The organism is Bifidobacterium pullorum subsp. saeculare, assembly GCF_016899725.1.
GTDB classification, from domain to species: Bacteria; Actinomycetota; Actinomycetes; order Actinomycetales; family Bifidobacteriaceae; genus Bifidobacterium; species Bifidobacterium pullorum_C.
On the sequence record NZ_JACLYU010000010.1, the window covers coordinates 1 to 26027 of the forward strand.

27 protein-coding genes, 3 tRNA genes and 2 pseudogenes are annotated in these 26027 nt (G+C 69.2%); 24 read left to right on the forward strand and 8 right to left on the reverse strand.

Annotated features, from left to right (window positions below; all coding sequences use genetic code 11):
* Window positions 1-515 precede the first annotated feature (515 nt).
* Window positions 516-1016, reverse strand: a complete 501-nt coding sequence (locus tag H7U32_RS05895) for a hypothetical protein (protein ID WP_204468919.1) — start codon at window positions 1014-1016, stop codon at window positions 516-518.
* A 158-nt stretch (window positions 1017-1174) separates the two neighbouring features.
* Between H7U32_RS05895 and H7U32_RS05900 the strand changes: the two genes are divergently transcribed.
* The 4 genes from H7U32_RS05900 to H7U32_RS05915 all read left to right on the forward strand — a co-directional run bounded on the left by H7U32_RS05900 (window position 1175) and on the right by H7U32_RS05915 (window position 2999).
* The gene (locus H7U32_RS05900) at window positions 1175-1591 is read left to right on the forward strand and encodes a DUF2871 domain-containing protein (protein ID WP_239457559.1); all 417 of its coding nucleotides are present in this window, start codon (window positions 1175-1177) and stop codon (window positions 1589-1591) included.
* Between the two features lie 19 nt (window positions 1592-1610).
* Window positions 1611-1787: a hypothetical protein gene (locus tag H7U32_RS05905; protein ID WP_204468923.1), complete on the forward strand. Its 177-nt coding sequence runs from the start codon at window positions 1611-1613 to the stop codon at window positions 1785-1787.
* Window positions 1788-1896: 109 nt separating this feature from the next.
* Window positions 1897-2214, forward strand: a complete 318-nt coding sequence (locus H7U32_RS05910) for a metalloregulator ArsR/SmtB family transcription factor (RefSeq protein WP_275051226.1) — start codon at window positions 1897-1899, stop codon at window positions 2212-2214.
* Window positions 2211-2999 (forward strand): DUF1648 domain-containing protein, encoded by a 789-nt coding sequence (locus tag H7U32_RS05915; RefSeq protein WP_204468927.1) that lies wholly within the window; start codon window positions 2211-2213, stop codon window positions 2997-2999. Before H7U32_RS05910 ends, H7U32_RS05915 begins: the two co-directional genes overlap by 4 nt.
* A gap of 68 nt (window positions 3000-3067) precedes the next feature.
* Here H7U32_RS05915 and H7U32_RS05920 read toward each other — a convergent pair whose 3' ends face one another.
* Entirely contained in the window at window positions 3068-3568 is a 501-nt protein-coding gene (locus H7U32_RS05920; protein WP_204468928.1) for a hypothetical protein, read from the reverse strand.
* A gap of 255 nt (window positions 3569-3823) precedes the next feature.
* Between H7U32_RS05920 and H7U32_RS05925 the strand changes: the two are divergent.
* The 7 genes and pseudogenes from H7U32_RS05925 to H7U32_RS05955 all read left to right on the forward strand — a co-directional run.
* A pseudogene (locus H7U32_RS05925) lies at window positions 3824-4504 on the forward strand (ABC transporter ATP-binding protein); the annotation flags it as partial.
* Between the two features lie 473 nt (window positions 4505-4977).
* Entirely contained in the window at window positions 4978-5652 is a 675-nt protein-coding gene (locus tag H7U32_RS05930; protein ID WP_239457560.1) for an ABC transporter permease, read from the forward strand.
* Window position 5653: 1 nt separating this feature from the next.
* On the forward strand, window positions 5654-5917 hold the full coding sequence (locus tag H7U32_RS05935) for a hypothetical protein (protein WP_204469077.1): 264 nt from the start codon (window positions 5654-5656) through the stop codon (window positions 5915-5917).
* Complete coding sequence (locus tag H7U32_RS05940; RefSeq protein WP_204468932.1) at window positions 5806-6390, forward strand: ABC transporter permease; 585 nt, start codon at window positions 5806-5808, stop codon at window positions 6388-6390. The genes H7U32_RS05935 and H7U32_RS05940 overlap by 112 nt, the downstream gene beginning before the upstream one ends.
* A 51-nt stretch (window positions 6391-6441) precedes the next feature.
* Window positions 6442-6957: a sensor histidine kinase gene (locus H7U32_RS05945; RefSeq protein ID WP_323804599.1), complete on the forward strand. Its 516-nt coding sequence runs from the start codon at window positions 6442-6444 to the stop codon at window positions 6955-6957.
* Complete coding sequence (locus H7U32_RS05950; RefSeq protein ID WP_204468936.1) at window positions 6954-7640, forward strand: response regulator transcription factor; 687 nt, start codon at window positions 6954-6956, stop codon at window positions 7638-7640. Before H7U32_RS05945 ends, H7U32_RS05950 begins: the two co-directional genes overlap by 4 nt.
* 188 nt (window positions 7641-7828) lie before the next feature.
* The gene (locus H7U32_RS05955; protein ID WP_204468938.1) at window positions 7829-8428 is read left to right on the forward strand and encodes a hypothetical protein; all 600 of its coding nucleotides are present in this window, start codon (window positions 7829-7831) and stop codon (window positions 8426-8428) included.
* Between the two features lie 42 nt (window positions 8429-8470).
* On the opposite strand, the gene H7U32_RS05960 is transcribed toward H7U32_RS05955, so the two are convergent.
* Complete coding sequence (locus tag H7U32_RS05960; RefSeq protein WP_204468940.1) at window positions 8471-9121, reverse strand: response regulator; 651 nt, start codon at window positions 9119-9121, stop codon at window positions 8471-8473.
* A complete protein-coding gene (locus H7U32_RS05965) occupies window positions 9118-10209 on the reverse strand; it encodes a sensor histidine kinase (RefSeq protein ID WP_204468942.1) in 1092 nt (363 codons plus the stop codon). Before H7U32_RS05965 ends, H7U32_RS05960 begins: the two co-directional genes overlap by 4 nt.
* Before the next feature lie 87 nt (window positions 10210-10296).
* Here H7U32_RS05965 and H7U32_RS05970 point away from each other — a divergent pair, with 87 nt between their 5' ends.
* The 12 genes and pseudogenes from H7U32_RS05970 to H7U32_RS06025 all read left to right on the forward strand — a co-directional run bounded on the left by H7U32_RS05970 (window position 10297) and on the right by H7U32_RS06025 (window position 19608).
* Entirely contained in the window at window positions 10297-11271 is a 975-nt protein-coding gene (locus H7U32_RS05970) for an ABC transporter ATP-binding protein (RefSeq protein ID WP_204468944.1), read from the forward strand.
* Between the two features lie 12 nt (window positions 11272-11283).
* Window positions 11284-12522 (forward strand): ABC transporter permease, encoded by a 1239-nt coding sequence (locus tag H7U32_RS05975; protein WP_204468945.1) that lies wholly within the window; start codon window positions 11284-11286, stop codon window positions 12520-12522.
* The gene (locus H7U32_RS05980; protein WP_204468948.1) at window positions 12509-13687 is read left to right on the forward strand and encodes an ABC transporter permease; all 1179 of its coding nucleotides are present in this window, start codon (window positions 12509-12511) and stop codon (window positions 13685-13687) included. Before H7U32_RS05975 ends, H7U32_RS05980 begins: the two co-directional genes overlap by 14 nt.
* Before the next feature lie 96 nt (window positions 13688-13783).
* A pseudogene (locus H7U32_RS05985) lies at window positions 13784-14529 on the forward strand (GyrI-like domain-containing protein).
* Window positions 14530-14586: 57 nt separating this feature from the next.
* Window positions 14587-15336 (forward strand): alpha/beta hydrolase family protein, encoded by a 750-nt coding sequence (locus tag H7U32_RS05990; protein ID WP_239457564.1) that lies wholly within the window; start codon window positions 14587-14589, stop codon window positions 15334-15336.
* Window positions 15337-15429: 93 nt separating this feature from the next.
* Window positions 15430-16452: a ribose-phosphate diphosphokinase gene (locus H7U32_RS05995; protein WP_204468951.1), complete on the forward strand. Its 1023-nt coding sequence runs from the start codon at window positions 15430-15432 to the stop codon at window positions 16450-16452.
* 59 nt (window positions 16453-16511) lie between these two features.
* A tRNA-Gln gene (locus H7U32_RS06000) sits at window positions 16512-16582 on the forward strand.
* A 114-nt stretch (window positions 16583-16696) separates the two neighbouring features.
* Entirely contained in the window at window positions 16697-18082 is a 1386-nt protein-coding gene (gene glmU / locus H7U32_RS06005; RefSeq protein ID WP_204468953.1) for a bifunctional UDP-N-acetylglucosamine diphosphorylase/glucosamine-1-phosphate N-acetyltransferase GlmU, read from the forward strand.
* 64 nt (window positions 18083-18146) lie between these two features.
* Window positions 18147-18560: a ribosome silencing factor gene (rsfS, locus tag H7U32_RS06010; RefSeq protein ID WP_204468955.1), complete on the forward strand. Its 414-nt coding sequence runs from the start codon at window positions 18147-18149 to the stop codon at window positions 18558-18560.
* A complete protein-coding gene (locus H7U32_RS06015) occupies window positions 18557-19267 on the forward strand; it encodes a histidine phosphatase family protein (protein ID WP_204468957.1) in 711 nt (236 codons plus the stop codon). Before rsfS ends, H7U32_RS06015 begins: the two co-directional genes overlap by 4 nt.
* A gap of 141 nt (window positions 19268-19408) precedes the next feature.
* A tRNA-Ala gene (locus H7U32_RS06020) sits at window positions 19409-19484 on the forward strand.
* A gap of 51 nt (window positions 19485-19535) precedes the next feature.
* A tRNA-Ala gene (locus H7U32_RS06025) sits at window positions 19536-19608 on the forward strand.
* Between the two features lie 115 nt (window positions 19609-19723).
* Here the strand turns inward: H7U32_RS06025 and H7U32_RS06030 are convergent.
* From H7U32_RS06030 to H7U32_RS06045, 4 genes are all read right to left on the reverse strand, one after another.
* Window positions 19724-21148 carry a DNA-processing protein DprA gene (locus H7U32_RS06030; RefSeq protein WP_239457565.1) on the reverse strand — a complete coding sequence of 475 codons (1425 nt, stop codon included), beginning with the start codon at window positions 21146-21148 and terminating at the stop codon, window positions 19724-19726.
* A 10-nt stretch (window positions 21149-21158) separates the two neighbouring features.
* A complete protein-coding gene (locus tag H7U32_RS06035; protein ID WP_204468961.1) occupies window positions 21159-22688 on the reverse strand; it encodes a YifB family Mg chelatase-like AAA ATPase in 1530 nt (509 codons plus the stop codon).
* On the reverse strand, window positions 22688-23158 hold the full coding sequence (locus H7U32_RS06040) for a YraN family protein (RefSeq protein ID WP_204468963.1): 471 nt from the start codon (window positions 23156-23158) through the stop codon (window positions 22688-22690). Before H7U32_RS06040 ends, H7U32_RS06035 begins: the two co-directional genes overlap by 1 nt.
* 225 nt (window positions 23159-23383) lie before the next feature.
* Entirely contained in the window at window positions 23384-24256 is an 873-nt protein-coding gene (locus H7U32_RS06045) for a bifunctional hydroxymethylpyrimidine kinase/phosphomethylpyrimidine kinase (RefSeq protein WP_204468965.1), read from the reverse strand.
* Window positions 24257-24591: 335 nt separating this feature from the next.
* Between H7U32_RS06045 and H7U32_RS06050 the strand changes: the two genes are divergently transcribed.
* Window positions 24592-25968, forward strand: a complete 1377-nt coding sequence (locus H7U32_RS06050; protein ID WP_204468967.1) for an O-acetylhomoserine aminocarboxypropyltransferase/cysteine synthase family protein — start codon at window positions 24592-24594, stop codon at window positions 25966-25968.
* Window positions 25969-26027: the final 59 nt, after the last annotated feature.

Sequence of the window (26027 nt, forward strand, 5' to 3'; positions counted from 1 at the left end):
CCAACGATTGGTCGAGCCGCCGCTACCTGGACATGTCCCGGCTCGACGGCATCATGCAATCAACCGACTGAAGTCATTCCCCCGACGACGGACCAGGCCACATTTGCGCAAAACATCGGGCACAACCGCCCCGGGTATCGTCGCTTCTGTTTCCCGGGTAGGAACATTTGCGACATTGACGGGTGGTTCCGTGTCGCATCCGTTTCTCGCTCTGGAACATATGCGACGTTTCCCGCACCCGTACTGTCGTATCCGTTTCCGATGGAGGAACAGATACGACAGATGAGGTAAGCCCCTGTTACGTATGCAAACTGCTGCGCTATCCCTTGAACGTCGCATATCCCAGACGTAAGGGAGCCGTATGAAACGTCCGATTCCCGCCGTGGACGTCGTGTTGGCACATCATGCCGGCGTATGACGTCAATCCGACCCCGAGGGGTCGCGCCCGTGTGCGGCCTCAATCTTCGGAGAGACGAACGAGGGGAGACGGAGGGTTCGCCGTCGCCTGAAGAATCCTACTTCGCGAGAGCGCGCAGGGCGTCGGCGGTCGAGGGGGAGGAGAGACAGAGTCTGATCCTGACGGGGACCACACTGATCGCCACGACGGGCGAATCCCGGTAGGTGGTGACGGTGACCGCCTTGTATTCTTTCAGGTCGTTTGCGCTCTGACCGAGCTTCCGGGTCTCGGGCTGCCACAGTTCGAGGACGTATTCGGCGGGCGCATCCGGTTTCCTGGCGATTCCGTTCTCGTTGCGGAGCGGGTCGAAGACGCGGTCAATCTCATCCTGGTCGGCCGTCTCTCGGATGACCTTGCCCGTCGCGGCATCCTTGACGACCAGGCGCGTGCGCTTGTGCTGTCCGATGCCCGAGAGCGCGTCGGTGAGCTTCTGCATGGAGGAGGATTCTTCTTTGGCCTGACTGGCTGCCTTGCCCGGATTGAAAATACTGGAGCATCCTCCGAGCGGGAGCACGAAGATGACGCTGAGCAGCATGGCGGCGATGGTGCGGAATCTCATCGGGGGCCCCTTCCCTCGGGAATGCCTCCCTTCAGGATACCCGAAGAAAGGGATGGGAGGCCGGCGCCGGGAATGCGAGACGTCAGGCGTCGCGAGGCTGATAATGGAGGAGTCACATCCATTCCCGACCGAAGAGGCAGATCATGACGAAACGATATATGAACGCGGCCCTGCTGTATGCCATCTTGGCGATGACAGGCGGTGTCTTCTACCGTGAATTCACCAAAGCTCTCGGTTACACCGGCACCACCACGCTGGCCTTTGTGCACGTGCACTGGTTTATGCTGGGCATGGCCTTCTTCCTCATCCTCCTGCTGGTTGAGAAAACCTACCGCTTTTCCGATGCCTGGACGGCGAAGGCGCTTGTCGGCTATCACATCGGACTGAATCTCACTGTCGTGATGCTCGTCGTGCGGGGTGTGCTCCAGGCGCTCGGCACTCCGCTTGCCTCCGGTGCCGACGCGGCCATCTCCGGCATCGCCGGCCTTGGACATCTTGTGCTCGGCGTGAGTCTGGTGCTGGTGCTCGTGCGGATCCGCCGTGCCGTCATCGCTGATCGTCGGGCGCAGTCGTGAGACGGTCCCGGATGACGGTATGCGTGACTGGTTCGTTCATGCTTATGCTGAGGTCGATTTCCACAAACTGTTTGACGCAGTGACGAATGATTCCGTGTCAGTGATGGGCATACTCGGGCGATACGTCAATGTCGGCCAATTGGATCATCGTGCGCCTGAGATTGCCTTCGATGAGATTTCGACAGTGACTGATTGATGCGGAAACGGCCCTGCGGAAACGGCCCCGTTCAGTGGTATGATGATGCCAGGCATTTCAAAAAGAATTGAAATACTAGGAGGGGTGACACATAGGGTTACGTGAGACACTGGGCGCGTTGGATGATCCGGTCAGGCAGCGAGTGCTGGAAGCGTTGCGCGCGCGGACAATGGAAGCCGGCGAACTGGCGCGGGAAGTAGGGGTCCAGCCTTCGCGCCTGTCCTACCATCTGAACCGGCTCAAGGAAGCAGAACTGGTGACTGCTGTGCGGCGTGGCAATCATATCCAGTATGAGCTGAACGCCAGCATCCTGGATGAGACCATCATGTGGCTCGTCTCGTTGCGGGAGCGCGGTGGTGTGCGGCAACCGGCGGAATGCCGGGCGGAACGTATGCGGATGGTGCGGAGGATCCAGGGGGAATCATGATGACCGGTGGTGGTGTTGATGGCACACAGCGTATGCAGGATACGGACCATGGGCAGGAGCCATGGTGCCGCGGCGGCGCAGCCTTACTCGCCTTACACATCGTGATCTGGGTGCTGGCCGTGCTGCCGTTGGCGGTTTCGGCGATGGTGCTGCCGGCCATGCCCGGGCGAATCCCCGTGCATTGGAACGCCGCGGGGACGGCTGACCGGTGGGGGAGCAAGTGGGAGAGTCTGACGCTGCCGGTGCTCTGCGTGCTGTTCGCCGCGGCATGGGTCCTGTCCGCCTGGCTGGCGTTCAGACGGCGGCAGTCCGGCAAGAAGGCGTATCTGTCCGGCGGCATCGTGGCGCTGATTGTCTTCAACGGCATGCAAGCGGCGTTCCTCTACGAGGCGTATCGGCAGGTGCGGCAGGTGGCGGCCATGCCGTTCGACGGGGTCCGCGCCGTCTATTTGGTCATCGGCATCGGTTTCGTCATCCTTGGGAACCTGATGCCAAAAATCAAGCCCAATCATGTGTTCGGCGTGCGTATCGGTTACGCGTATCTCAGCCGCGAGATGTGGCGGCGGTGCCAGCGTGCCGGCGGCATCGCCTTCATCATCGGCGGATTGGCGGTCCTCGCCTGCACGGCGGCATTCGACGGCATTGCCCTGACCATCGCGTTCCTCATTGTCCTGGTGGCGCTGATCGCGGGCATCTGCCTCTACGGCAGCATTGCCGCCCGCCGCTACGCGACCGTGGGAGGCCCTGTGCTTGACGAGAACGGCGACATCATCGACGACGACTGAACAGGTCCGCATGCTGTCGAGGTGGCTGGCCTGATGTGTGATCCCGCGGAGGCAGAGTCTGGCCGGCATCATTCCGTGAGCGCACGCAGGGCGTCAGCGGTCGAGGGGGAGGAGAGGCAGAGCCTGAGCTTGACGGGGACCACCATAATCGCCACGACGGGCGAATCCCGGTAGGTCGTGACGGTGACCGCCTTGTACTCCTTGAGATCGTCCGCGCTCTGGCCGAGCTTCCGGGTCTCCGGCTGCCACAGTTCGACGACGTATTCGGCAGGCGACTCGGGCTTCGAGACGAGCTTGTTCTCATTGAGGAGTGGATCGAAGATGCGGTCGATCGCGCGCTGGTCGGTTGTTTCGCGCACGGTCTCGCCCGTCGCGGCGTCCTTGACGACCAGGCGCGTGCGCTTGTGCTGGCCGATGTCCGAGAGTGCGTCGGCGAGCTCCCGCATGGGGGACGCGCTCTCCTCGGCCTGATTGGCCTTGTCGCTGGCATCATGGATGCCGAAGCACCCTCCGAGCGGGAGCACGAAGGCGGCGGCGAGCAGGACGGATGCGACGGTGCGGAATCTCATAGAGGCCCCTTCCCCCTGAGGATTGTGAAGATTGTCTTGCCAGGATAACCGAGGCTTGTGACGGGCTTTTTCGTGCCCGTTCCGCGTTCGGGAAGCGTGAGGCACCCTGCGATGAGGCGGATCCGTCATCCGGGGCGACGTCACCGCCGATTCTTCTGTCATCCCGGGATGACATTTTCCCCCGAACCTCTGCAGGACCGTCGGAACACGGCCAGAATGGCGGCGTACCTGCACTCGATCGGAAAGGGGAACGGAATGACGAACAGCGGCAGACATCTTGCCGGACGATCGGGCCTTGCGTCCGCGTCCAGCCGGAATCGGAACACAAGCGCGGAACATGCCGCGCAGACATCGACGGAAACCCGGGTCGTGCATGCGGCGGTGACCACGACGGGTCTCACCAAACGCTACGGGGACGCCTGCGTGGTCGACCACGTGAGCCTGACGGTGCCCGAACATGCAGTCTACGGCTTCCTGGGGCCCAACGGCGCCGGCAAGTCGACCACGATGAAGATGATCCTGGGGCTCGTGCATCCCACGGCGGGTTCGGCCACAGTCCTGGGCACTCCCCTCACGCCCGCCAACCGTCTTGCGGTGCTGCGCCACGTGGGGTCGCTCATCGAGAGTCCCAGCTGCTACCCGCATCTGACGGCGCGCGAGAACCTCGAGATCGTGCGGCAGCTGCGGGGCCTGCCCGCCTCCGAAATCGACGAAGTGCTGAGAATCGTCCGCCTCGACGACCCCTCGCTTAAGCGCAAGCGCGTCGGGAACTACTCGCTCGGCATGAAACAGCGCCTGGGCATCGCCGCCGCCCTCATGGGCAGGCCGCCGTTGCTCCTGCTCGACGAGCCGACCAACGGACTTGACCCCTCGGGCATCCACGAGATCCGCACCCTCGTCAGGAACCTTCCGCGCATGTTCGACATGACGGTCATCGTCTCCAGCCACATGCTCTCCGAGATCGACCAGATGGCCGACCATGTGGGCATCATCCGCAAGGGACGGATGGTCTGGCAGGGCACGCTTACGGATCTCCACGCTCGCGGCCGGCACTGGATCGGCCTCAGGACCACGGACAATGCCCGCGCCACGGCGCTCCTTCCCGGCGCACAACCCGACCCGGATGACCGCTCCACTCTGCACATCGCGGCGGTGGACGACGCGGCCGCGGGCCGTCTCAGCCTGAAACTCGCCGCGCAGGGCATCGGCATCGTGCGCATGGAGGAGCACGAGGACACGCTCGAGGACATCTTCCTTGCGCTCACCGGAATGGAGGAGACACTATGGCGGGCGGAACAATTGTCGTGCGAACCACGCCGGCCGTCGCGCCGAGACCGGGCATGGTACGCCAGGTCCTCCTCGAATTCAGGAAGAGCCGGCGCAGGCACCTCTGGCTCATCTGCGCCGCCATGCTCGCTGTACTCCTCCTGTGGTTCGGATACCAGGCGGCGCATCAGAGCGAGGCCACGACCGACTACCGCAGGCTGCTGTTCGCGCTGTCCGTCGTCAACGCGGTTATCCTACCGCTGCTCTCCGCCGTGGTCGCCTCCACCGTCTGCGACATCGAGAACCGTGCGAACATGTGGAAGGAGCTGCTTACCATGGAGCGGCCCCGCGATCTCTTCTGCGCCAAATGGCTCACCTGTGCCCTCGTGCTGGCAACCGTAACGACCGTCGAGGTGGCGGCCGCCTGCGCCATCGGCGCCATCCTCGGCTACCGGCCCATCCCGGCGAACCAGATCGCGACGCTGTGGATCTCGACGCTCGCCGTGTGCCTGTTCGTGGCGACGGTCATCGAATGCCTCTGCCTGCTCGTCGCCAATCAGTTTCTGCCGCTCGTCGCAGGCGTCGCCCTGTCGTTCCTGGGACTCTTCTCCATGTACCTGCCGCCCGTTGTCTCCGCGTTTATACCGAGCTCCTACTACGGCGCCATGTCCACCGTGCGCATCTCCATGGACGCTGCCACGGGGACCGTGGCCTACAACACCGTGCCCTGGCCCGTGGGCTACCTCGTCGCCATCGTCCTCATCACCGCCGTCATCTTCGCACTGTCCCTGCGCGCCTTTACACGAAAGGAGCTCTGACATGCTGATCTCCTGCATCCGCGCGGAACTGATGAAGCTCCGCCGCGCCCTCATCTGGGCGGCATTCGTGATCCTGCCCGGCATCTCCGCTCTCATCGGCTGCATCAACTACCGCATGAACCTCGGAATCATCACACCCGGCTGGGGGAACCTGTGGACCCAGCAGACGCTCTTCGTCTGCTCTTCCTGCCGGCGCTCCTCGGCGCGGGCTGCTCCTTCCTCTGGCGCCTGGAGCATCAGGGTTCCAACTGGAACGAGTTCATGACGCAGCCGGTCCCGGTCCGCGACCTCGTGCTCGCGAAGTTCTGCGTCGGCGCGCTCATGTCGCTCGCCGCCTTCGCCTCGATCCTCGTGTTCTATGTGGGCAGCGGCTTCGCGCTCAGCGTGCCCGGAGCGTTCCCGGCGGCACGGATCGCCGAATACGTCGCGCTTGGCATCCTGGGATCCCTCGTCATCGTGGCGATCCAGCTCGCTGTCTCCATGGTCATACGCAACTTCGCCGCGCCGGTGGGCATCGCGCTCGCCGGCGGCGGATCCGGCCTCGTCGCCACCATGGCCGGCCTGGGCAACGTATGGCCCTATTCGCTGCTGCAGACCGGGATGAACTCGAACACGCAGGCCGACCTCATCATCGCCGGCGTCATCCAGATCGTGGTCCTGTCGATTGTGTACGCCGCACTTGCCATCGCCTGGGCGTGCCGGTGGCTGAAACGTCGGGACATCGTGGCGACGCTGTGATCCTACGGAGCGTCGTCGTGCGGTTTCCCGGATGGCGGCGTGCCTGTGGGCGTGCGGAAGGGGACGTGGAAGGATGAGACCGGATGGAGGCGACGCCATGGGAAACGTACACAGGGGAAGCGGACTCGATACGGTGCGTTCGGCCTTCGCCCGCGCCATGGGCGCTGGGAACGGTCCCGGCAGGCGGACCTCGTCTTCTCCGTTACCCGCGAGGCGGTGACGAACGTCCTGCGCCATGCGCACGATGCCCACCGCGTCACGGTCGCGTGGGACCACGCCGAGGGTGGCTCCTGCACGGTCACCGTGCGCGATGACGGCGCCCCGACTGCGGTGGCTGGCACCGGCACGGCCAGTGTGACTGAAATTAGCGGGTCCGAAGGCACGGGAATCGCCCGTCTGCGCAGACGCGTCGAAGCGACGGGCGGCGGATTGGCCGCCGGGCCGTCGCCCGACGGCGGCTGGGAGGTCCGGGCCCGCATCCCGCGCCTCGACGCGACGATGGAAGACGGGGAAGACGCCGAGGGAACCGAAGATGCCGACAGCACCGGGGCAATGGAGGACTCATGACCGATTGCGGCAATCCGGTCGACGTGATGCTCGTCGATGATCAGGAAGAGACCCGTCTGGGGTTCGCCCTCATGCTCCGGCGCGACCCGACGCTGCGCCTGTGGGGGCAGGCGGCCGACGGCCGGCAGGCGGTGGATGCCCTCGACCGGGCGGCGCAGGAAGGGCGCGTACTCCCCGGCGTCGTACTCATGGACGTAAGGATGCCTGTCATGGATGGCATCGATGCCTGTGCGCTCATCGGTGAACGCCATCCGGGGGTGCGTGTCCTCATCCTCACCACCTACGACGAGGACGACTATGCCTTTGGCGGGCTCGAAGCGGGCGCCTCCGGGTTCCTGCTCAAGGACGTCCGCGCCCGAGAGCTGGCTGACGCGGTCCACGCGGTCGCGGAAGGGGACGCCGTCCTCACCCCGCGCATCACGCGGGCGGTCCTCGACCGCAGCGTTCCCAGGATTGTTCCCCGGCCGGAGCGCGAACGGCTGAGGCTCGCCTTCGGTCGGCTCACGGACCATGAGCGGGAGATCTGCGCGCTCCTGGCCGACGGCCTGTCCAACGCGGAGATCGCCGAGCGCCTGGTCATCCAGCCTGCCAGCGCGAAGCGCGCCGTGTCTCGGATCCTCGCGAAGCTGGGCATGCGCGACCGCACGCAGGTCGCCGTCTCCTGGTGGCGTGCCGGCCTGTAGGGGAGAAAGACCGTCCATCTGTTTGCGCCCGGGCATAATCCGGCGTTGTCCCCGCCCGGGCTGTCTCCAGTTCATGCGGCGGTATGCTAGGTGAGAGATGGCCCAACCCCGGTCGGGCAGGGGCCATCGGTGCGATGCAGGGCGTGTCACAACCGGCGTGACCGTCGTCCACGAGGAAGGGCAGAGCCATGGCCAGGAATGCCGAATCCGATGAGCCCGAGGGGGCCGACGAGTTCGGCCTGCCACGGCCGCAGCAGTACGAGGGGCCTTATTTCGACGTCCGGGATTACTTGGGCGAGGCGTACGCGGAGGCGAAATCGCTCGAGGAGGCCATCGAGATGCGCGGCGCGGACGCCTTTGCCCAGGAGGTCGACCCGGCGGATTTTCTCGAGGAGGCGTCACCTGACGAGACCAGGCTGGGAATCGCCGAGCTGTGGGCGGAATCCACCTGGCATGAGGGCGCCTCGTCAAGGGACGTCGAACGCGAAAGGGCTGTCGCGGCAATACAGGAAGGTGACATCCTCGAGGTCCAGCGATGCCCCACGGAGCAAAGCGGATATGGCTATGTCTTCATCCTGACGGATGGGACCGTGCTGCCCTACACGCCGTTCCATGACTACGACGACCAGTTCTTCAGGCGCGCAATCGACGGATGCAGGGACGGCGAACGTCTGGTCTGCCGTGTCAGAAGCGTCGTATGCCATGGCGGAGACCACGACGTGCCCGTCGATTCGGATTTCTGCTGGCGTGTCTACTCCTGCAAGGTGACCGTGGTCAGACGTCGCTAGAGGCCGATGGCGGGTCGCGCAGCATATGCCCTACGCGCCGTCCTACCGCAGCGCCCGCCAGTAGGCGACGGCGATCTGCGTGCGGTTGCGCAGGTGCAGCTTGGCCAGGATGGCGCTGATGTGGTTGCGCACCGTGCCCGCCCCCATGAAGGCGGTCTCGGCGATCTGACGGTTGTCGAGCCCTTCCGCGATGAGGGCGACCACCTCGCGCTCGCGGGCGGTCAGCTGCGGGAACAGCGCGGCCAGGTCGGGTGCCCCTGCGCCGCCCCTCACCCCGGCGCCGTTCGTCCCGAGCGTCACCGCGCGTTCGAGCACCTCGCCCTCCAGCACGCTCCGTCCGGCCGCCACGGCGCGCAGGGCCGGCGCCACCCCGGCCACGTCCTGCTTGATCAGATAGCCCGCGGCCCCGAGCACAAGCGCGCGCACGATGTACTCGTCGTCCGAGAAGGTGGTGAGGAACACCACGCGCGGCGGGTCCGGCGCAGCGAGGATCCGCTCGGCCGCCGCAAGTCCGTCGACGCCGGGCATCTGGATGTCGAGCAGGGCGATGTCCGGCGAAAGCTCCGCGGCCAGGCGCACGGCCCCGGCTCCGTCAGCGGCGGTCCCGACGACCTCGATGTCCGGCTGCGCGCCCAGCACGATCGCCAGCGACGAGACCACCACTGCGTCGTCGTCGCACACGATGACCCTCATGCGGGCCTCCTTCCAGTTCTGGGGACGCTCGCGAAGACCGTCCAACCTCCAGTGGCCCCGGGCCCCGCGCGGAACGTTCCGCCGAGGGCGCGCACACGCTCCTCCATGCTGGCAAGCCCCATGCCGGACGCGCCGCCCGCGGCCCCGGCCCCGGCGCCGTCGTCGGTCACCGTGAGACGCCAGAGACCGGGATGCTCGACGAGCTCCACGCGCAGGTGCCGCGCATGGGCGTGACGCAGCGTGTTGGACACCGCCTCCCTCACGACGGCGACGAGGCAGGCGGCGACGGGCGCGTCCACCTCCCCGGCCTCCACGCTGACCTCGGCAGCGACATCCGTGCCCGCGCAGGCGCGTTCGACGACGGCCCGCACCTGCACCGAGAGGTCGGTCGCGTCGTCGCGCAGGTCGTGCACGCTCGAACGGACCTCGTCGAGCGCCTCGCGCACCGTGGCGGCCACGGCGGCGAGATCGCGCTCGGCAGGTTCCCCCGCATGGACGACGCGGAAGGCCTCCGCCTGCACCGCGGCGCGCGTGAGCAGATGCCCCACGTTGTCATGGATCTCCCGGGCGATGCGCGCCCGCTCGCCGAGCGTGGCCAGGCGCACCTCGTAGTCCTGGGCGTCCAGCAGGTCGCGGTTCCTTGCCTCGAGCCGCAGCTCGTGCTCGCGCAGCTCGTCGGCGCGCCGCAGGATCCGGCTCCGGGCGCGCATCATGGTCTCCGTGCGCACCGCCAGCACGGCGGCGACCACGCCGGCGATGAGACCGCACAGGGCGGCGTCCGGGGCGATCGCGCCCGCAAGCAGCGCCCCCGCGGCGGGCGCCGCGGCGACGAGGGCGGCCGCGGGAGTCCTGCGGGCCAGGTCATAAGCGGTGGGCGCGGCGAAGAGGGAAGCCACGGGCAGCGCGCACGCGAAGGCGCAGTAGCACAGGGCAGGGGCGGGCCGCGCCCGGTCGGGGAGCAGTTCGGCGGCGAACGCGCACGCCGCGGCGGCCAGCAGCGCGCCGGTCGTGGCGAATCCGGTGCCCGCCAGCGCCAACGCGGGCACGCAGCATGCGAGCGCGATGAGCTTGTCGGCGATCCTCCCCATGCCACCAGTCTACGGGAGTCGGCGGGCGCCGAGGCCCGCGCCGTGACCCATGACAAAAGTCACTTCCCCGGCGCGCATCCCCGCCGTATGGTGGAACCATCACTCGAGGAAGGGAGGCCGCCGATGCCCGACATCGTGAACGTGCGGGGGCTCGTCAAACGCTACGGGGCGACCCTCGCCCTCGACCACTTCGTCCTGCGCATCGCGCGCGGCGAGATCTTCGGTCTCCTGGGGCCCAACGGCTGCGGCAAGACCACGGCCATCAACTGCATGCTGCAGCTGCTCACCTACGACCGCGGGTCCATCGAGCTGTTCGGCGAGCCGATGACGCCCACCCGCTACGACCTCAAGGCGCGCATCGGCGTGGTCCCGCAGCAGGTGGCCGTCCTCGACGAGCTCACCGTCCGCGAGAACGTGGACGCCTTCTGCGCGCTGTACGTGGCGGACGCTCGCACGCGGCGGCGCCTGGTGGACGAGGCGCTCGACTTCGTGGGCCTCACTGACCACGCCAAGAAGCGCCCGCGCAAGCTGTCGGGAGGCCTGCTGCGGCGCCTGAACATCGCCTGCGGCATCGCGCACCGGCCGGAGCTGCTCTTCCTGGACGAGCCGACCGTGGCCGTGGACCCGCAGAGCAGGAACGCCATCCTGGACGGCATCCGCCGGCTGCGCGACGAGGGCGCCACCGTGGTGTACACGAGCCACTACATGGAGGAGGTCGAGCGGATCTGCGGACGCGTCATGATCATGGACGCCGGCCGTTCGGTCGCCGAAGGCACGCCCGACGAGCTCAAGCGCCTGATCGACCTGGGCGAGAGGATCGTGGTGGAGCTCGACGCCCCTGGCGAGGCCCTGCTTGAGCGTGTGCGCGGCCTGCGCTGCGTCACGCGCGCGGTCTACGCGGACGGGGAGCTGCGCCTGGACTGCGCGCCGTCCGCCCACGCCCTGCTCGATGTGTTCGGCGTGCTGGAGGAGGCGGGCGCCGTGCCGGGGCGCGTGTGGTCGGAACCGCCCACTCTCAACGACGTGTTCCTCGAACTATGCGGCCGGGAGCTGCGCGACTAGGAGGCGGGGACGATGAGCCACGGAACCAACGGACCGCGCACGGCGCTTCGCCTCGTGCGCTTCGACCTGACCCAGGCGCTGCGCAACCGCGGCATCGTCATCTGGGTCATGGTCTTCCCGATCGTGCTGGCCTCGATCTTCATGGTCATGTTCGACGGCTACGAGTCGGGCGAGGCGGCCACGGACATCCACGTCGGCCTGGTCATCGACGGTTCGGCCGGGACCACCCGTCTCGCCGACGCGCTCAAGGAGGCGACGGAGGGGACCTCCGAAGGCGCGGCCTCGGCGGGCGCGGCCGACGCGGCCCCGCTCGACATCACGACGTACACGGACGAGCGGGACGCCGCCGCAGCGGCCGACGCCGGCGAGGTCTGCGCCTACGTGCTGCTGCGCGAAGGCGAGCGCCCGCGGATGGTCGTGCCGGCGCGCGAGGCGGGCGGCATCGAACAGGCAATCGTCCAGCTCGTGCTCGACCGCATCGAACAGGTGAGCGAGACGCTCGCCATCGTGGCCAAGCAGGACCCCGCGGCGCTCGCCCGGCCCGGGGTGGCCCGGGCGCTCGCCGCCTCCCTGGCCGGCGACGACGTCATCAGCGAACGGATCGCCGTCCTGAGGACCCAGTCGAGCGAGTTCACGCGCTACTACTACGCCATGCTCGGCTTCTCCAGCCTCATGGGCGCGCAGGTGGCGCTGCTGCTGGTCGTCTCCAAACGGGCGGACGGCTCGCCGGCGGGCATGCGCCGCCAGGTCTGCGCGACCGGCCCCCTCGCCCAGCTCGCCTCGGGGCTCATCGCCTCGTGGATCGTGGTCTTCGGCTGCCTGGTCGTTTCCCTCGCCTTCATCAGACTCGTCGCGAAGGTGAGCCTGGGCGGCCGGGAGGGCCTCGCCGTGCTCGCCTGCGCGGCATGCGCGCTTGTCAGCTGCGCAATCGGCACGCTCGTCGGCGCCGTGCCGCACGTCCCGACGGGCGCCAAGGATGTCGCCCTCACCGTGCTCACCATGGGGCTGTCGCTGCCGGCGGGACTGTTCGGCACGCCCGCGCAGCACCTGGGCGACTGGCTGTCCCTCCACCTGCCGTGGGTGCAGCTCGTGAACCCCGCCGTGCAAGTGGGGGAGACGTTCTACCGCCTCACGTTCTACGATTCGCTCGCGCCGTTCGCGGCCTCGCTCGTGACCCTCGCCGCGATGTCCGCCGTGTGCTTCGCGGTGGCGGCGCTTCTCATGAGGAGGCAACGCCATGCATCTCTGTAGACTCGCCGGCCGCGTGGCCTTGCGTCACCGCGGACTCCTCGCCCTGTACGTGGCCATGATGGCCGCGTTCGGATTCCTCATGGCGGCCTCGGCACCCGCCGAGTCCACCACCTACCAGGAGACGCGCCCCACGGTCGCGGTGATCGACCGCGACGGGTCGAAGATCTCGGGCGCGCTCGCCGACTTCGTGCGCGGCGCGGGCACGCCGGTGGCACTGCCCGACTCGGCCTTCGCGCTGCAGGACGCGGCGGCGAAGGACCTGGCCACCTACGTGCTGGTCATCCCCGAAGGCTACGGCGACGCGCTCGTCGACGCGGCGCGCGAAGGGGCCGCCATGCCCGCCCTCGAACGCTCGGTGAGCTTCCAGGGCGCCCAGGGCTCGCTCATGGACGAGCGGACCCGCGCCTTCGCACAGGAGATCTTCGCCCTGCTCAAGAACACCGACGCCACGCCCGGGCAGGCCGTGGCCTGGGCCAGGAAGGCGCAGACCGCCCGCGTGGAGGTGGGCGTGACCGAGGGTACGGGCACCGGCATCCCGCTGTCCTACCTGCTGTACCTGCAGTTCTCCACCTACGTGCTCTTCGGCGGGACGGCCATCCTCATCGCGGCGGGCATGCGCTCGCTCGCCTCCGACGGGCCGGTCCACGCGCGCCTGCGCGCCTCCGGGGTGCCCGACTGGTCGCGCGAGACACAGCTGGCGCTCGCCTGCCTGGGCGTCGGCGTTATGGTCTGGATGGCCATGGGCGTCCTCGGAACGCTGTGGTGCGCCGGCGACCTCGCCGGCTCGGACCCCGCCCTCGTCCTGTTCGCCCAGCTGCCGCTGCTCGCGCTCGCCTGCGTGGGAGCCGCCTTCGGCTACCTGCTGTGGGGCCTGGGCGCCCGGGGCGACGTCGTGCACGCGGCGGGCAACATGGGCTCGATGGTGCTCACGTTCCTGGGCGGCACATGGGTCCCGCAGGCGAGCATGGGCGCGGCGGTGACGGCCGTCGCACGCTTGACGCCCATATGGTGGGTGATCCACGCGCTCGGCGACGTGTACGCGGCGACGGCGCCGGACCCCACGCTCGTGGGCTCGGTCGCGGCGCAGGCGGGGCTCGTGGCCCTTTTCGCCGTGGCGATCGCCGTCGCCGGGGCCGCGATCTGCCGCGCCCGCACCCGCTCATGACCCTGGCACCGGCCGGCACGATATCATGGGCACAGCGGCGCGGGCGCGGCTTGCCCTGCGCCGGCCGGGACCCGACGCAATCGGAGGGACGTTGCGATGGCATATGACTTCAAGCGGGAACAGCGCGACCTGTACCAGCCCAAGAAGAAACCGTCACTGGTGGACGTGCCGGCCATGACCTTCGCCGCCGTGGCAGGGGAAGGCGACCCCAACGAGGAGAACGGAGCATATGCCAGGGCCACGGAACTGCTCTACACCTTCTCCTACACCGTGAAGATGTCCAAGAAGGGCACCTGGCAGCCCGCCGGCTACTTCGACTACGTGGTGCCGCCGCTCGAAGGGCTGTGGTGGAGAGCGCAGGGGCCTTCGACGGGACGGCGCTCGCCGACAAGAGCGCGCTGCGATGGGTCTCGCTCATCCGCCAGCCCGACTTCGTGACCGCCGAGGCGTTCCCGCGCCTGTGCGAGATGGCCGCCGCGAAGAAACCCGCGCTCGCCGACACGCTGGCATCCGGCGCCCTGCGTCTGGTGCGCTTCGCCGAAGGCCCATGCGCGCAGGTCATACATGCCGGCGGCTATGACGACGAACCGGCGACGGTGGATGCGCTTGCCGCGTTCATCGCGGACCAAGGGCTCGAAACCGACATCCCCGGGGAAGGGGAGCCGGGCGGGGACCATGGCGCCGCGGCCGCCGGCGACCCCGCGGCCATGCTCGGCACGCTTGATGCGGACGGCACCGTGCCGCCCGTCCGCCTGCATCACGAGATCTACCTGGGCGATCTGCGCAAGACCAGCCCGGACCGGCTCAAGACGGTGATCCGCCACCCCGTCCGGCCCCGGTGACGGCGGACATCCGGCGCGTCATGCGCGGGACCCGCACGACACGAACCAAGGAGAATGATGGAACTGGAGATCATACGCGACGGGCTGCGCCTGCACGGCCTGCTCGAACGCCCCGACGACGGACGGCCCCACCCTCTGGTGATCATGTGTCACGGCTTCCACGGCGACCTGGGCCGTGACCCCGCCAGCCTCTACTCGCGCATCGCCAGACGCCTGGTCGCCGGCGGCGTGGGCGTGCTCCGCTTCGACTTCAACGGCCATGGTCGCAGCGACGGCGACTTCAGCCGCATGGACGTGTGCAACGAGATCGAGGACCTCATCGCGGTGCTGCGCCACGCCCGGTCGCGCGCCGACGTGACCGACATCCGTCTGCTCGGCCATTCCCAGGGCGGCGTGGTGGCCGGCATGACCGCCGGCCTCTACCATGACGTGATCGACCGGCTCGTGCTGCTCGCGCCGGCCGCCGCGCTCAAGGATGACGCGTTGGCCGGCGTGTGCATGGGCCGGCGCTACGACCCTGCCCACATCCCCGACCTCGTGGACGTTCCCGGCGCTGGAGCGGTCGGCGGCCACTATTTCCGCATCGCCCAGCTGCTGCCGATCCACGAGGTCACGGCACGGTTCGCCGGACCCGCGCTCGCCATCCACGGCGAGGCGGACACCGTCGTCGACCCGGCGGCGTCACGGCGCTACGGCGAGACGATGCCCGACTGCGCCGTGAGGCTGTTCCCCGGCCTCGACCACGGCATCGAGGGGGAGGACTCCGAGGCCGCCATCGATTTGGCCGTCCGGTTCCTGACCGTCTGAGCCCGACCGGCCGCCGCCCCCGTCCGCGGGCGGTCCGGTCGGCGAGGGCCGTTATATTGGATGCCGCAACCCGAGTCACAGATGTTGGGAGATATGGTGAGCGCAATCCTGCAAGGAAAGCCCGATAAGTCTCTGATCCTGGTCACCGGACGCGCCTACCCGAAGCTGGCCGACGATGTCGCCGCACAGCTCGGCATCGACGTGTTGGAGACCACCGCCTACGACTTCGCGAACGGCGAGATGTACGTGCGCTACACCGATTCGGTGCGCGGCGCCGACGTGTTCGTCCTGCAAAGCCACGCGGGCCAGGTCAACAAGGCCATCATGGAGCAGCTCATCATGATCGACGCGGCCAAGCGCGCCTCCGCCCGCTCCATCACCGCCGTCTGCCCGCTCATCGGCTATTCGCGCCAGGACAAGAAGCACCGCGGCCGCGAGCCCATCTCCTGCCGCCTCGTGTTCGACCTGCTCAAGACCGCCGGCGCCGACCGCATCATGTCCGTCGACCTGCACGCCGCGCAGTCCCAGGGCTTCTTCGACGGCCCGGTCGACCATCTCATCGCCATGCCGGTGCTCGTCGACTACATCCGCGACCGCTTCCAGGGCCACCTGGACGACGTGGCGGTCGTCTCCCCGGACGCCGGCCGCATCCGCGTGGCCGAACAGTGGGCGCAACGCCTCGGCGGCGGCCCGCTCGCCTTCGTGCACAAGACCCGCGACATCACCCGGCCCAACCAGGCCGTCGCCAACCGCGTCGTCGGCGACGTCGAAGGCAAGGACTGCGTGCTCGTCGACGACCTCATCGACACCGCCGGCACCATCGCCGGCGCCTGCTCCGTGCTCAGGGACGCGGGCGCGAAGTCCGTCACCGTCGTCGCCACCCACGGCGTGCTCTCCGGCCCGGCCGTCGAACGGCTCAAGGGCTGCGGCGCCAGGGAGGTCGTGCTCACCGACACCGTGCCGATCCCCGAATCCAAGCGCTGGGACGGGCTGACGGTACTGTCCATCGCGCCGCTGCTGGCCAGCGCCATCCGCGCCGTGTTCGAGGACGGGTCCGTGGCCGAGCTGTTCGACACCTACCCCGAGCACCACGGCCAGGGATTCCTGTTCGCCTGAGCCACCGACGTATGGTATAAATGATGACTTGGCGGCCGGGCGCCGTTCCCGCCGCCGATTCCCCCATGGTGTAACGGCAGCACACGGGTCTTTGGAACCCTTTGTCAAGGTTCGAATCCTTGTGGGGGAGCTGCTGGGAAAGGGCGGGCCGCCCGCGCTCGAACGGCGCGGGAGGCCCGCCCTCCCCATATCCGGCCCGGAGTCCTTCCGCGGGGGAGGTCCGGACCCCGACCAAAGGAGAGGCATGTCACTGTCCGCTGCAATCGTCCTGGCCGCGGGTGAAGGCACCCGCATGCGTTCCGCCAAGCCCAAGGTCCTCCACGAGTTCGCCGGAAAGACGTTCCTGGCCCGTGTGATGGCCGCGGTCTCCGCCCAGGAGCCGGACACGCTGGCCGTCGTCGTCCACTACCAGGCGCAGCGCGTGGCCGCCGCCGCCAAGGGCTACGATCCGGACGCGGTGATCGTGCACCAGGACGACATCCCCGGCACCGGCCGTGCCGTGCAGTGCGCGATGGCGCAGCTTGCCGAGGCCGGCCCGCTCGACGGCCCCGTGCTCGTGGCCGCCTCCGACATGCCGCTGCTCGACGCCGGCACGCTCGGCCAGCTGCTCGCCTTCCACGCCGCCAGCGGCAACGGCGCCACCGTGCTCACCACGATCCTCGACGATCCCACCGGCTACGGCCGCATCATCCGTGACAGCCGCGGCAACGTGCTGCGCATCGTCGAGCAGGCCGACGCGAACGCCAGCGAGCTAGCGGTCAAGGAGGTGAACACCTCCGTGTACGTCTTCGAAGCCGACGTGCTGGCCACGGCCATCGCCGCCCTCGACTCCGACAACGCGCAGGGCGAGTTCTACCTGACCGACGCCCTGGAATCCGCCAAACGCAGCGGCCTGTCCGTCGGCGCGTTCGCCGCGCCCGACCCGCTGAGCGTCGAAGGCGTCAACGACCGCGTGCAGCTCGCCGCCCTCGCCAAGGCGCACAACCGCCGCGTATGCGAGGCGTGGATGCGCAAGGGCGTGACCATCCTCGACCCCGACACCACGTGGATCGAGGACGAGGTCAGACTCGGCCGCGACGTCACCGTCCTGCCCGGCTCCTTCCTGCAGGGCCGCACCGTCGTCGCCGACGACGCCGTCGTCGGCCCCTACACCACGCTCATCGACGCCACCGTCGACGCCGGCGCGACGGTCGAACGCTCCCGCGTGCAGGACTCCCACATCGGCGTCGGGGCGGTCGTCGGCCCGTGGACCTACCTGCGCCCCGGCAATGAGCTGGGCGAGGATTCCAAGGCCGGCGCGTTCGTCGAGATGAAGAAGGCCCATATCGGCGACGGCACCAAGGTGCCGCACCTGTCCTACGTCGGCGACGCCGAGCTCGGCGACCACACCAACATCGGCGGCGGCACCATCACCGCCAACTACGACGGCGTGCACAAGAACCGTACCAGGATCGGCGCCGGCTGCCATGTGGGCGCCGGCAACCTGTTCGTCGCGCCCGTCGAGGTCGGCGACAACGTGACCACCGGCGCCGGCTCCGTCGTGCGCCACACCGTGCCCGACGACGCCATGGTCTACTCCGAGAACACGCAGCACAATGTCGAAGGCTGGAAGCCTGCCTGGGAGCGCTGAGCGCGTTCCGGCGACCGACCACCCATCCTGAGACCCGATCCGATTCCCCAAGCAAAGGAAGCCCATGCCCGCACTGCCCTCCACCATCGAATCCCTGCGTATCGCCGCCGCCGCGGCCGACCGCCTCAAGGCCACCGACATCGTGGCCTTTGACGTGGCCGACCTGCTCGGCATCACCGACGCGATGATGATCGCCGGGGCCTCCAACGAGCGCCAGGTGCTCGCCGTCGCCGAGGAGATCGAGAAGGACCTGTACCTCAAGGACTCCCAGCGCACGGCCCGCTCACGCGAGGGACTGACGGAGGGACAGTGGGTGCTGCTCGACTTCGGCGACTTCGTGATCCACGTCATGCACCAGGAATCCCGCGACTACTACAACCTGGAGCGCCTGTGGCGCGACTGCCCCGCCATCGACCTGGGCCTCGAGCATTCCGAGATCACGGCCGCCGTCGGAGCCGATGCGGAGGCGCAGGCATGAGCGCGGCCGCGCCGCATGTGCGCTCCATCGTCCTCGTGCGCCACGGGCGCACCGCCTACAACGCGCAGCATCGGCTCCAAGGTCAGGTGGACATCCCACTGGACGAGGTCGGCCGCTGGCAGGTCGAGCGCACCGGCGCCGCACTGCGCGACCTGTACGTGCGGCGGCGGCCGCAGGTGAGCGAGCGGCTTGTCGTCAGCTCCGACTTGGGACGGGCCCGGGCCACCGCGCACGCCTTCGCCGACCCGTTGGGCCTCGAGGTGCACGCCGACGCGCGTGTGCGCGAACGCAGCTTCGGCGACTGGGAAGGCATGTCCGTCGATGAGCTCGCCGAACGCTATCCCGAGGACTACCGCTCCTGGAGCGAACAGCTCGGCGGCGAGCTCAGATACGGTGCCGAACCCAAGGCGGACGTCGGCCGCCGTGGCGTGGCCGCCATCGAGGACTGGGCCTTCCGTGCCGGGGACGACACCGACCTGTTCCTGTTCTCCCACGGCGCGTGGATCGCGCAGACGCTCCAATGGCTGCTCGGCATCGGCCGGGCCGATCCGACGCTCGCCACGATGATGGGCATGCGCAACGCGCACTGGGCCAAACTGGTGCCGATGGACCGTTCCGACGGTACCGTGCTGTGGCGTCTCGTGGACTACGACCACGGCCCGGCCGAGGCCGACACCCCCGCGTGGGACCGACCGGCCCTGGACTGAAGCGGCGGCCCGCCGCGCCGCCCCACGGGCGCGCGGCGAGCCGCCGCGGGAAGCCTGCCATGGGGCGACACGCCGTGATATGCGCCCCGGCCCGATAGGGTGTATCTTAAACAAGTCCTCACGCGGGACATAACCGAATACGGGGCTATGGCGCAGCTGGTAGCGCATCTCCATGGCATGGAGAGGGTCAGGGGTTCGAATCCCCTTAGCTCCACCAGGGAACCTGTCCGCATGTTCCCCAGGCCTGCGAAGGTCGATAACCGAATACGGGGCTATGGCGCAGCTGGTAGCGCATCTCCATGGCATGGAGAGGGTCAGGGGTTCGAATCCCCTTAGCTCCACCGGAACGGAAAGCCCGGGGCACGGTCCCCGGGCTTTCGCATATCCGCAATCTGTTACGGTCCATCCTCGCGACCATATGGCCGTCAGGGCAGCGCTGCCCGCCGGAGCCGCCGGTCACCGCCGCCGCGGGCGGATGACGCCGCCTTCCACGACGAGCAGGCCCCGCATCTCCAGACGCCCGACCAGACGGTTGACCTCCGCCACCGAGAACGGGGCGGAGCAGGCCTCATCATCCGCATCCTTCCCGGGCCGTGGGGACAAGGCGGCGCCATCACCGGCGTTGAGCACAGCCAGCAGTCCATCCACCGTGGCCTTGGCATGACGTCTGGCACAGGCGTCGACCGCACGGAGCAGCGCCCGTTCGCGCCCATCCGACGCCCCCTCCGCGGGCTCGTGCGCGCAGTCCGCGCCGTCGCCGGTCGGTTCCCGCTGGGCTTGGAACAGCGTCGGCCGGGACGGATCGGACGACGGGACCGCCATCGGCGCGTCCTGCGGCCGGATATCCGGCTCCCCGGTCTCCCCGCCGGCGCGGGGCGCATGCGGCCGATGGCAGAAGGAGTCGATATCCGTCACGGCCATGAGCAGCGCCGCCTTCTGCCCGGCGATGAGCCGGTTGCAGCCGGCGTAGGCGGGGGAGGTGATCTCGCCGGGGGCGGCCACTACGGTCCGTCCCAGTTCGCACGCCCAGCCCGCCGTGTTCAACGCGCCCGACCTGAGCCGGGCCTGCGCCACCACGACCAGCGAGGCCAGGGCGGCGATGAGCCTGTTGCGCAGCAGGAACCGCCGCGCCTCCGGAATGGTGCCGGGGCACAGCTCGCTGACCAGGGCGCCGCCGCCATACTGGATGCGGTCGAACAACTCCCGGTTGCGCGCCGGACCGGCATGGTCGAGGCCACCCGCGAACACGGCGGCCGTGCGCCCCGCATCCCCGCCCGACTCATCCCGCGCGGCCAAGGCACCCCAATGCGCGGCCGCATCCACGCCCAGGGCGCCGCCGGAGACGACCAGATGCCCCGCCGCGGCGGCACGCTGCGCCACTGAACGCGCCACATACCGTCCGGTGTCCGTGACGGCGCGGGAGCCGACCACGGCCACCGGCTCGTCGCACGAGGACAGGGCCCACGGGTCGCCCAGCCCCCACAGGCACAGCGGTGGCGCCCAGTCGGTGCGCAGCTCCAAATCGTCCAGGCGCCGCGGCCACGCGGGATGGTGGGGCGCCAGCACCCACATCGTCCCATCGCCGGTGAACCACGCCTCCAACGACGCCGGATCGCGCGACGGCAGTTCGCCGAGCCGCGCCCTCCACCGGTCCACGCTCGTATGGAACGCGGCCATGCCCCGGGCCGAGGGACGGCGTCCCCAGCGCGCCAATCCCTTGAGCAGCGCGGCGTCCAGGTCCCTGTCCCTCCGGGTGGCGCCGTCGAGCAGGCGCAGCGCGCCGGCCGCGCCGCCGGCGCCCCGCACCAGCGCATGCATAAGCGATTCCGCCCCGTCGATACAGAAGGTGAGCGTCATACTCGCCAACGTCTCCTCGTCCATGGCCATCCCCTCACAGCCTCGTCCTCATCGCGATGCCCTGCTCCATCTCCCCGACGCCGGGGGACTCCAGACCGGACAGGTCGGCCAACGTCCACGCCAGGCGCAGCGCCCGGTCCGCTCCGCGCAAGGTGAGCAGCTCCTTCGCCAACGCCCGGTCGACCAGGGCAAGCGCCTGCCCCGGCGTGTTCGCACGCAGCCATTCGCCCGACGCCCGCGCGTTGCACGACCAGCCCGTGGCGGCGAAGCGTTCCCTCGCCGCCCCGCGGGCCTCCATGACCCGGCGGCGGATGACCGCGCTCGGCTCGCCGCCGCCCCCGCCGTCCCGGCCGAGGCCGCCCACCGGCAGCAGGTTCGTCTGGATGTCGATGCGGTCGAGGATCGGGCCGGACAGACGCCCGAAATAGCGCATCCGGTCCCGCTCCCGGCACATGCAGCGCTCCCCGGTGCCGTAGTGCATGCCGCACGGGCAGGGATTCGCGGCCATGACCAGCTGGAATCGCGCCGGATACCAGGCGCTGCCCTTGGCACGGGAAAGCACCACGAACCCGGACTCCAACGGTTCGCGCAACGTCTGCAGAGCGCGTGTGGAGAACTCGGGAGCCTCGTCCATGAACAGCACGCCCCGGTGCGCGCGCGTGATGACGCCAGGCTGCGCCACGCCCGTGCCGCCGCCGACCAGCGACGCCATGGACGAGGTGTGGTGCGGCGCCTCGAACGGCGGCACATCGGTGATGCCATGGCGGCGCAATGTGCCGCACAACGACCGGATCGACGCCACCTCCAGCTGCGCCTCCTCGTCCAACGGGCACATGATGCCCGGCATGCGGCTCGCCAGCATCGTCTTGCCGGAGCCGGGAGGGCCGACCATGAGGATATGGTGGCCGCCTGCCGCCGCGACCTGCAGCGCCCACTTCGCCTGCTCCTGACCGAGCACCTCGGCCATGTCGCCGGGCGGCTCCGCGGCCTCCATGCTCTCGGGGCCGGCGTCGGCGTCCGGGACGGCCGAAGGCAGGTCCGGCACCGTGGCCCTGCCGCCCAGCATGCGGATGAGCTCGCCCACATGGCGCACGCCGACGACCTCCACCCCCTCCACGAGCCCGGCCTCGCCAAGGTTCGCCGCCGGCACCACCACGCGCTGGATGCCACGCTCCCGCACGCGCAGCATGATGGGTAGCAGACCGTTGACCGGCAGCACCGAGCCGTCGAGGTTGAGCTCGCCGAGCACCACCGTGCGCTCCAACGAGTCGATCGGGATGGCGCGCGAGGCGGCCATCACGCTCGCCGCGATGGCCAGGTCGTGCGAGGAGCCGCGCTTGGGCAGGGACGCGGGGGAGAGGTTCACCGTCACGCGCGTCTGCGGCCATGGGAAGCCACAGGCCTGGCAGGCGGAGCGCACCCGTTCGCGCGCCTCGGACAGGCTGGCGTCCGGCAGGCCGATGATGCTGAAATACGGCAGTCCGGGGCTGACGAAGGCCTGCACCTGCACGACGAAGGCCTTCAGTCCGATCAGGCCGACGGACAGCACGGTGGCGATGGCCATCAGAACGCCCCCGCGATATGGCGCACGGCGGGCTTGCCGCCGCGCACGAGGATCGCAATCACGTCGAAGCGCACGCCCCGGTGCGGCATCCGGTTCGACGGGTCGAGCAGCCACTCCACGCCCGCATGGCGCAGCCGCCGTTGCTTGCCCTTGGTGACCGCCTCCTGCGGCGTGCCCTGCGCGGTGCCATGGCGCGTCTTGACCTCGGCGAAGACGACCATGCCGTCCGGGCTCATCGAGACGACGTCGAGCTCGCCGAAGCGTGTGCGCCAGTTGCGCGACAGGATGCGGTGCCCCCGATGCTCGAGCCAGGCGGCGGCGTACTCCTCGCCCAGCTCGCCGAAACGCCGCGCGGGCAGGGATGCGTCGCCCAGCAGCCGCGCGAGCTGGGCCATCGGCGAGACCGGCAGCTCGCCGCATTCGTCCGCCGCAGGGGCCGGTGCCCTGGGGATGGTGAGTGTGGTGTCCATGGCCCCACGATGCCTCCCGGATGCCAGGCGCCGCCACCTGGACCGGGCATTGTGGTCGGATCCTGCGCTCCGGGCGTGTCGTCCACAATTCCTGGGGATGGAATCCCACCCATCCACAGCACGGGGGCATGACGACGCCCCCGTGCCATCCCCGCCGCCAGAGGCGGAAGGGACGGCGCGGGGGCGCCATGCCGGTGCCGGCCGCCGCCGCGGCCGGCGGGGCCGTCAGCCGACCAGGCCGGTCAGCTCGCCCAGGTTGAGCTCGAAGCTGACGCCGCGCTCCTCGAAATGCGGCTGGTTGCGCGTGCTCTCCATGGCATGGCGCACGAACTCGCCCGCCACATGCGCGGACTCGGCCAGCCCCTTGCCGGCCATCACCGCGCCGCACAGCGCCGAGGCGAACGCGTCGCCCGTGCCGTGGATCATGTACGGCAGCTTGACGTGCGCGTTCTCGACCTTCGCGGCCACGCCAGCGGAGGCGGACGCCACGAAGTTGCGCAGCATGCCGTCGCCACGGTCGATGCCCTTGAGGACCACGTTCTTCGCACCCATGTCCAGCAGGGCGCCGAGCATCGCGTCCACGCCCGCGTCGTCCAGATCCTGGCCCGGATAGTCGCGGCCGGTGAGGATCGACGCCTCCGTCAGGTTCGGCATGAGCACGTCCGCGCCGTCGGCCAGCGCCTTCGTCGCCTCGCACAGCTCGGCCGTGTACGTGGGGTACATCTTGCCGCCGTCGCCCATCACCGGATCCACCAGGCGCAGCGCATGCGGATACTCGCGGTACAGGCGCTGAATGAGCGCCACCTGCTCGGCCGAGCCGAGGAAGCCGGAGTACACGCCGTCCAGGTCCACGTTCTCCTTGCGCCAGGCATCCAGATAGGCGGGCAGGATCTCCGTCGTGTCATGGAAGGTGTAGTCGCGGTACATGGTGTGCGCACTGAACAGCGCGGTCGGCACCGGGCACACGTCGCAGCCCGCGGCCGACAGGATCGGGATCGCGGCCGTCAGCGAGCACTTGCCGTAGCCGCACATGTCGTGCACGGCGGCGACGCGCGGGATGTACCTCGGGTCACGGTCATACAGGATCACATCGGACATGATGAATGGGCCTCCCTTCCCAATGGCGTTCCGTTCCCCACCATGGTAGGTCGCCGTCCGACAACGGGCGCCCTCCCCGGCCGGCCCGGCCCGGCGTGTCGGGGGAGCCAGGCCCCCGCACGGGCCTGTGCGAAGGCGCCGATGCCCTTGGGAACACACGCGTTGGGAACCGGCCATAAGCAACCGCGATGACGCCGGCCTTGCGCCGGCGTGCCCGCCCAGCCTACGGTCGGGACAACCGGCGGACGGGGATGCGCCGGCCGGAGGGGGGATGCGCCGGCCGCGCCGCCAGGAGCGCCGCCAGCCCCACGAACGGACGACCGAAAGGACCAGCCATGACCGACCGCACCACACCATCGAACCCCGACGACCGCAGCGCCGTGGCCGACGCCGCCGCGAAGGCGGCGCGCGCCCGCTTCCGCTTCGAAACCCTCCAGCTGCACGCCGGACAGGAACGGCCCGACCCCGCCACCGACGCGCGCGCCGTGCCGATCTACGCGACCACCAGCTACGTGTTCCACGACTTCGACCATGCCGCCGCCCGCTTCGCGCTGCAGGACCCGGGCAACATCTACGGCCGGCTGACCAACTCCACGCAGGCCGCGTTCGAGGAGCGCATCGCCGCGCTGGAGGGCGCCACGGCGGCCCTGGCCGTCGCCTCCGGCGCCGCTGCCGTGGAATACGCGGTGCGCAACATCACCCAGACGGGCGACCACATCGTCGCCGCGAAGAACATCTACGGCGGCACGTTCAACCTGCTGCGCCACACGCTGCCGCGCGACGGCATCACGACCACGTTCGTGCCCGCCTCGCAACCGGCCGCGTTCGAGGCGGCGATCCGCCCGAACACGAAGCTCGTGTACTTCGAGACCTTCGGCAATCCGAACGCCGACCTGCCCGACTTCGAGGCCATCGCCGCGATCGCGCACCGGCACCATCTGCCGGTGGTCGTCGACAACACCTTCGCCACCCCGTACCTGTTCCGTCCGCTGGAACACGGCGCGGACATCGTCATCGAATCCGCCACCAAGTTCATCGGCGGCCACGGCACCACGCTCGGCGGCGTCATCGTCGAAGGCGGACGCTTCGACTGGTCGGCCGTGCCGGGCAAGTTCCCCACGCTGACCGAACCCGACCCCTCCTACCATGGCCTCACGTTCCACGAGGCGCTGGGCCCCGCCGCGTTCGTCACCCGCGTGCGCGCCATCCTGCTGCGCGACACGGGCGCCACGCTCTCGCCGTTCGCCGCGTTCCTGCTGCTGCAGGGTACGGAGACGCTGAGCCTGCGCGTCGAGAGGCATGTGGCCAACGCGTTGAAGGTCGTCGACCACCTCACGCATGTGCCGGAGGTCGCCTCCGTCTCCCACCCCTCGATCGAGGGACGGGCCGACCATGCGCTCTACGAACGCTACTTCCCCAACGGCGGCGGCTCGATCTTCACTTTCGACATCAAGGGTGGGCGCGCCGCGGCGCGCGTGTTCATCGACAACCTCCACCTGTTCTCGCTGCTCGCCAACGTGGCCGACGCCAAAAGCCTGGTCATCCACCCCGCCTCCACCACGCACTCCCAGGAGACGCCGGAGGAGCTGGAGGACCAGGGCATCCACGAGGGCACGATCCGCCTGTCCATCGGCCTGGAGCACATCGACGACATCCTCGCCGACCTGGACGGCGCGTTCGCCGCCGTGCGCGCCGCCGGACTCGCCCGCTGACAGGCGGGCCTGGGGACGGCCGCCGCGCCACGGCCAGGGGATGGGCCGGCGCGGCGGCG

Excerpts from the sequence above, each read along its gene's own strand:
- H7U32_RS06015 (WP_204468957.1), top strand. The coding sequence starts at position 18,557 with ATGAGCGCGGCCGCGCCGCATGTGCGCTCCATCGTCCTCGTGCGCCAC.
- H7U32_RS05915 (WP_204468927.1), top strand. The coding sequence starts at position 2,211 with ATGATGACCGGTGGTGGTGTTGATGGCACACAGCGTATGCAGGATACG.
- H7U32_RS05955 (WP_204468938.1), top strand. The coding sequence starts at position 7,829 with ATGGCCAGGAATGCCGAATCCGATGAGCCCGAGGGGGCCGACGAGTTC.
- H7U32_RS05900 (WP_239457559.1), top strand. The coding sequence starts at position 1,175 with ATGAACGCGGCCCTGCTGTATGCCATCTTGGCGATGACAGGCGGTGTC.
- H7U32_RS05930 (WP_239457560.1), top strand. The coding sequence starts at position 4,978 with ATGCTCGCTGTACTCCTCCTGTGGTTCGGATACCAGGCGGCGCATCAG.
- H7U32_RS05965 (WP_204468942.1), bottom strand. The coding sequence starts at position 10,209 with ATGGGGAGGATCGCCGACAAGCTCATCGCGCTCGCATGCTGCGTGCCC.
- H7U32_RS05960 (WP_204468940.1), bottom strand. The coding sequence starts at position 9,121 with ATGAGGGTCATCGTGTGCGACGACGACGCAGTGGTGGTCTCGTCGCTG.
- H7U32_RS05920 (WP_204468928.1), bottom strand. The coding sequence starts at position 3,568 with ATGAGATTCCGCACCGTCGCATCCGTCCTGCTCGCCGCCGCCTTCGTG.
- H7U32_RS05990 (WP_239457564.1), top strand. The coding sequence starts at position 14,587 with ATGGAACTGGAGATCATACGCGACGGGCTGCGCCTGCACGGCCTGCTC.
- H7U32_RS05970 (WP_204468944.1), top strand. The coding sequence starts at position 10,297 with ATGGTGGAACCATCACTCGAGGAAGGGAGGCCGCCGATGCCCGACATC.
- H7U32_RS06050 (WP_204468967.1), top strand. The coding sequence starts at position 24,592 with ATGACCGACCGCACCACACCATCGAACCCCGACGACCGCAGCGCCGTG.
- H7U32_RS06030 (WP_239457565.1), bottom strand. The coding sequence starts at position 21,148 with ATGGACGAGGAGACGTTGGCGAGTATGACGCTCACCTTCTGTATCGAC.
- H7U32_RS05905 (WP_204468923.1), top strand. The coding sequence starts at position 1,611 with ATGCGTGACTGGTTCGTTCATGCTTATGCTGAGGTCGATTTCCACAAA.
- H7U32_RS05995 (WP_204468951.1), top strand. The coding sequence starts at position 15,430 with ATGGTGAGCGCAATCCTGCAAGGAAAGCCCGATAAGTCTCTGATCCTG.
- H7U32_RS05935 (WP_204469077.1), top strand. The coding sequence starts at position 5,654 with ATGCTGATCTCCTGCATCCGCGCGGAACTGATGAAGCTCCGCCGCGCC.
- H7U32_RS05980 (WP_204468948.1), top strand. The coding sequence starts at position 12,509 with ATGCATCTCTGTAGACTCGCCGGCCGCGTGGCCTTGCGTCACCGCGGA.
- H7U32_RS06045 (WP_204468965.1), bottom strand. The coding sequence starts at position 24,256 with ATGTCCGATGTGATCCTGTATGACCGTGACCCGAGGTACATCCCGCGC.
- H7U32_RS05950 (WP_204468936.1), top strand. The coding sequence starts at position 6,954 with ATGACCGATTGCGGCAATCCGGTCGACGTGATGCTCGTCGATGATCAG.
- H7U32_RS05895 (WP_204468919.1), bottom strand. The coding sequence starts at position 1,016 with ATGAGATTCCGCACCATCGCCGCCATGCTGCTCAGCGTCATCTTCGTG.
- glmU (WP_204468953.1), top strand. The coding sequence starts at position 16,697 with ATGTCACTGTCCGCTGCAATCGTCCTGGCCGCGGGTGAAGGCACCCGC.
- rsfS (WP_204468955.1), top strand. The coding sequence starts at position 18,147 with ATGCCCGCACTGCCCTCCACCATCGAATCCCTGCGTATCGCCGCCGCC.
- H7U32_RS05975 (WP_204468945.1), top strand. The coding sequence starts at position 11,284 with ATGAGCCACGGAACCAACGGACCGCGCACGGCGCTTCGCCTCGTGCGC.
- H7U32_RS06040 (WP_204468963.1), bottom strand. The coding sequence starts at position 23,158 with ATGGACACCACACTCACCATCCCCAGGGCACCGGCCCCTGCGGCGGAC.
- H7U32_RS06035 (WP_204468961.1), bottom strand. The coding sequence starts at position 22,688 with ATGGCCATCGCCACCGTGCTGTCCGTCGGCCTGATCGGACTGAAGGCC.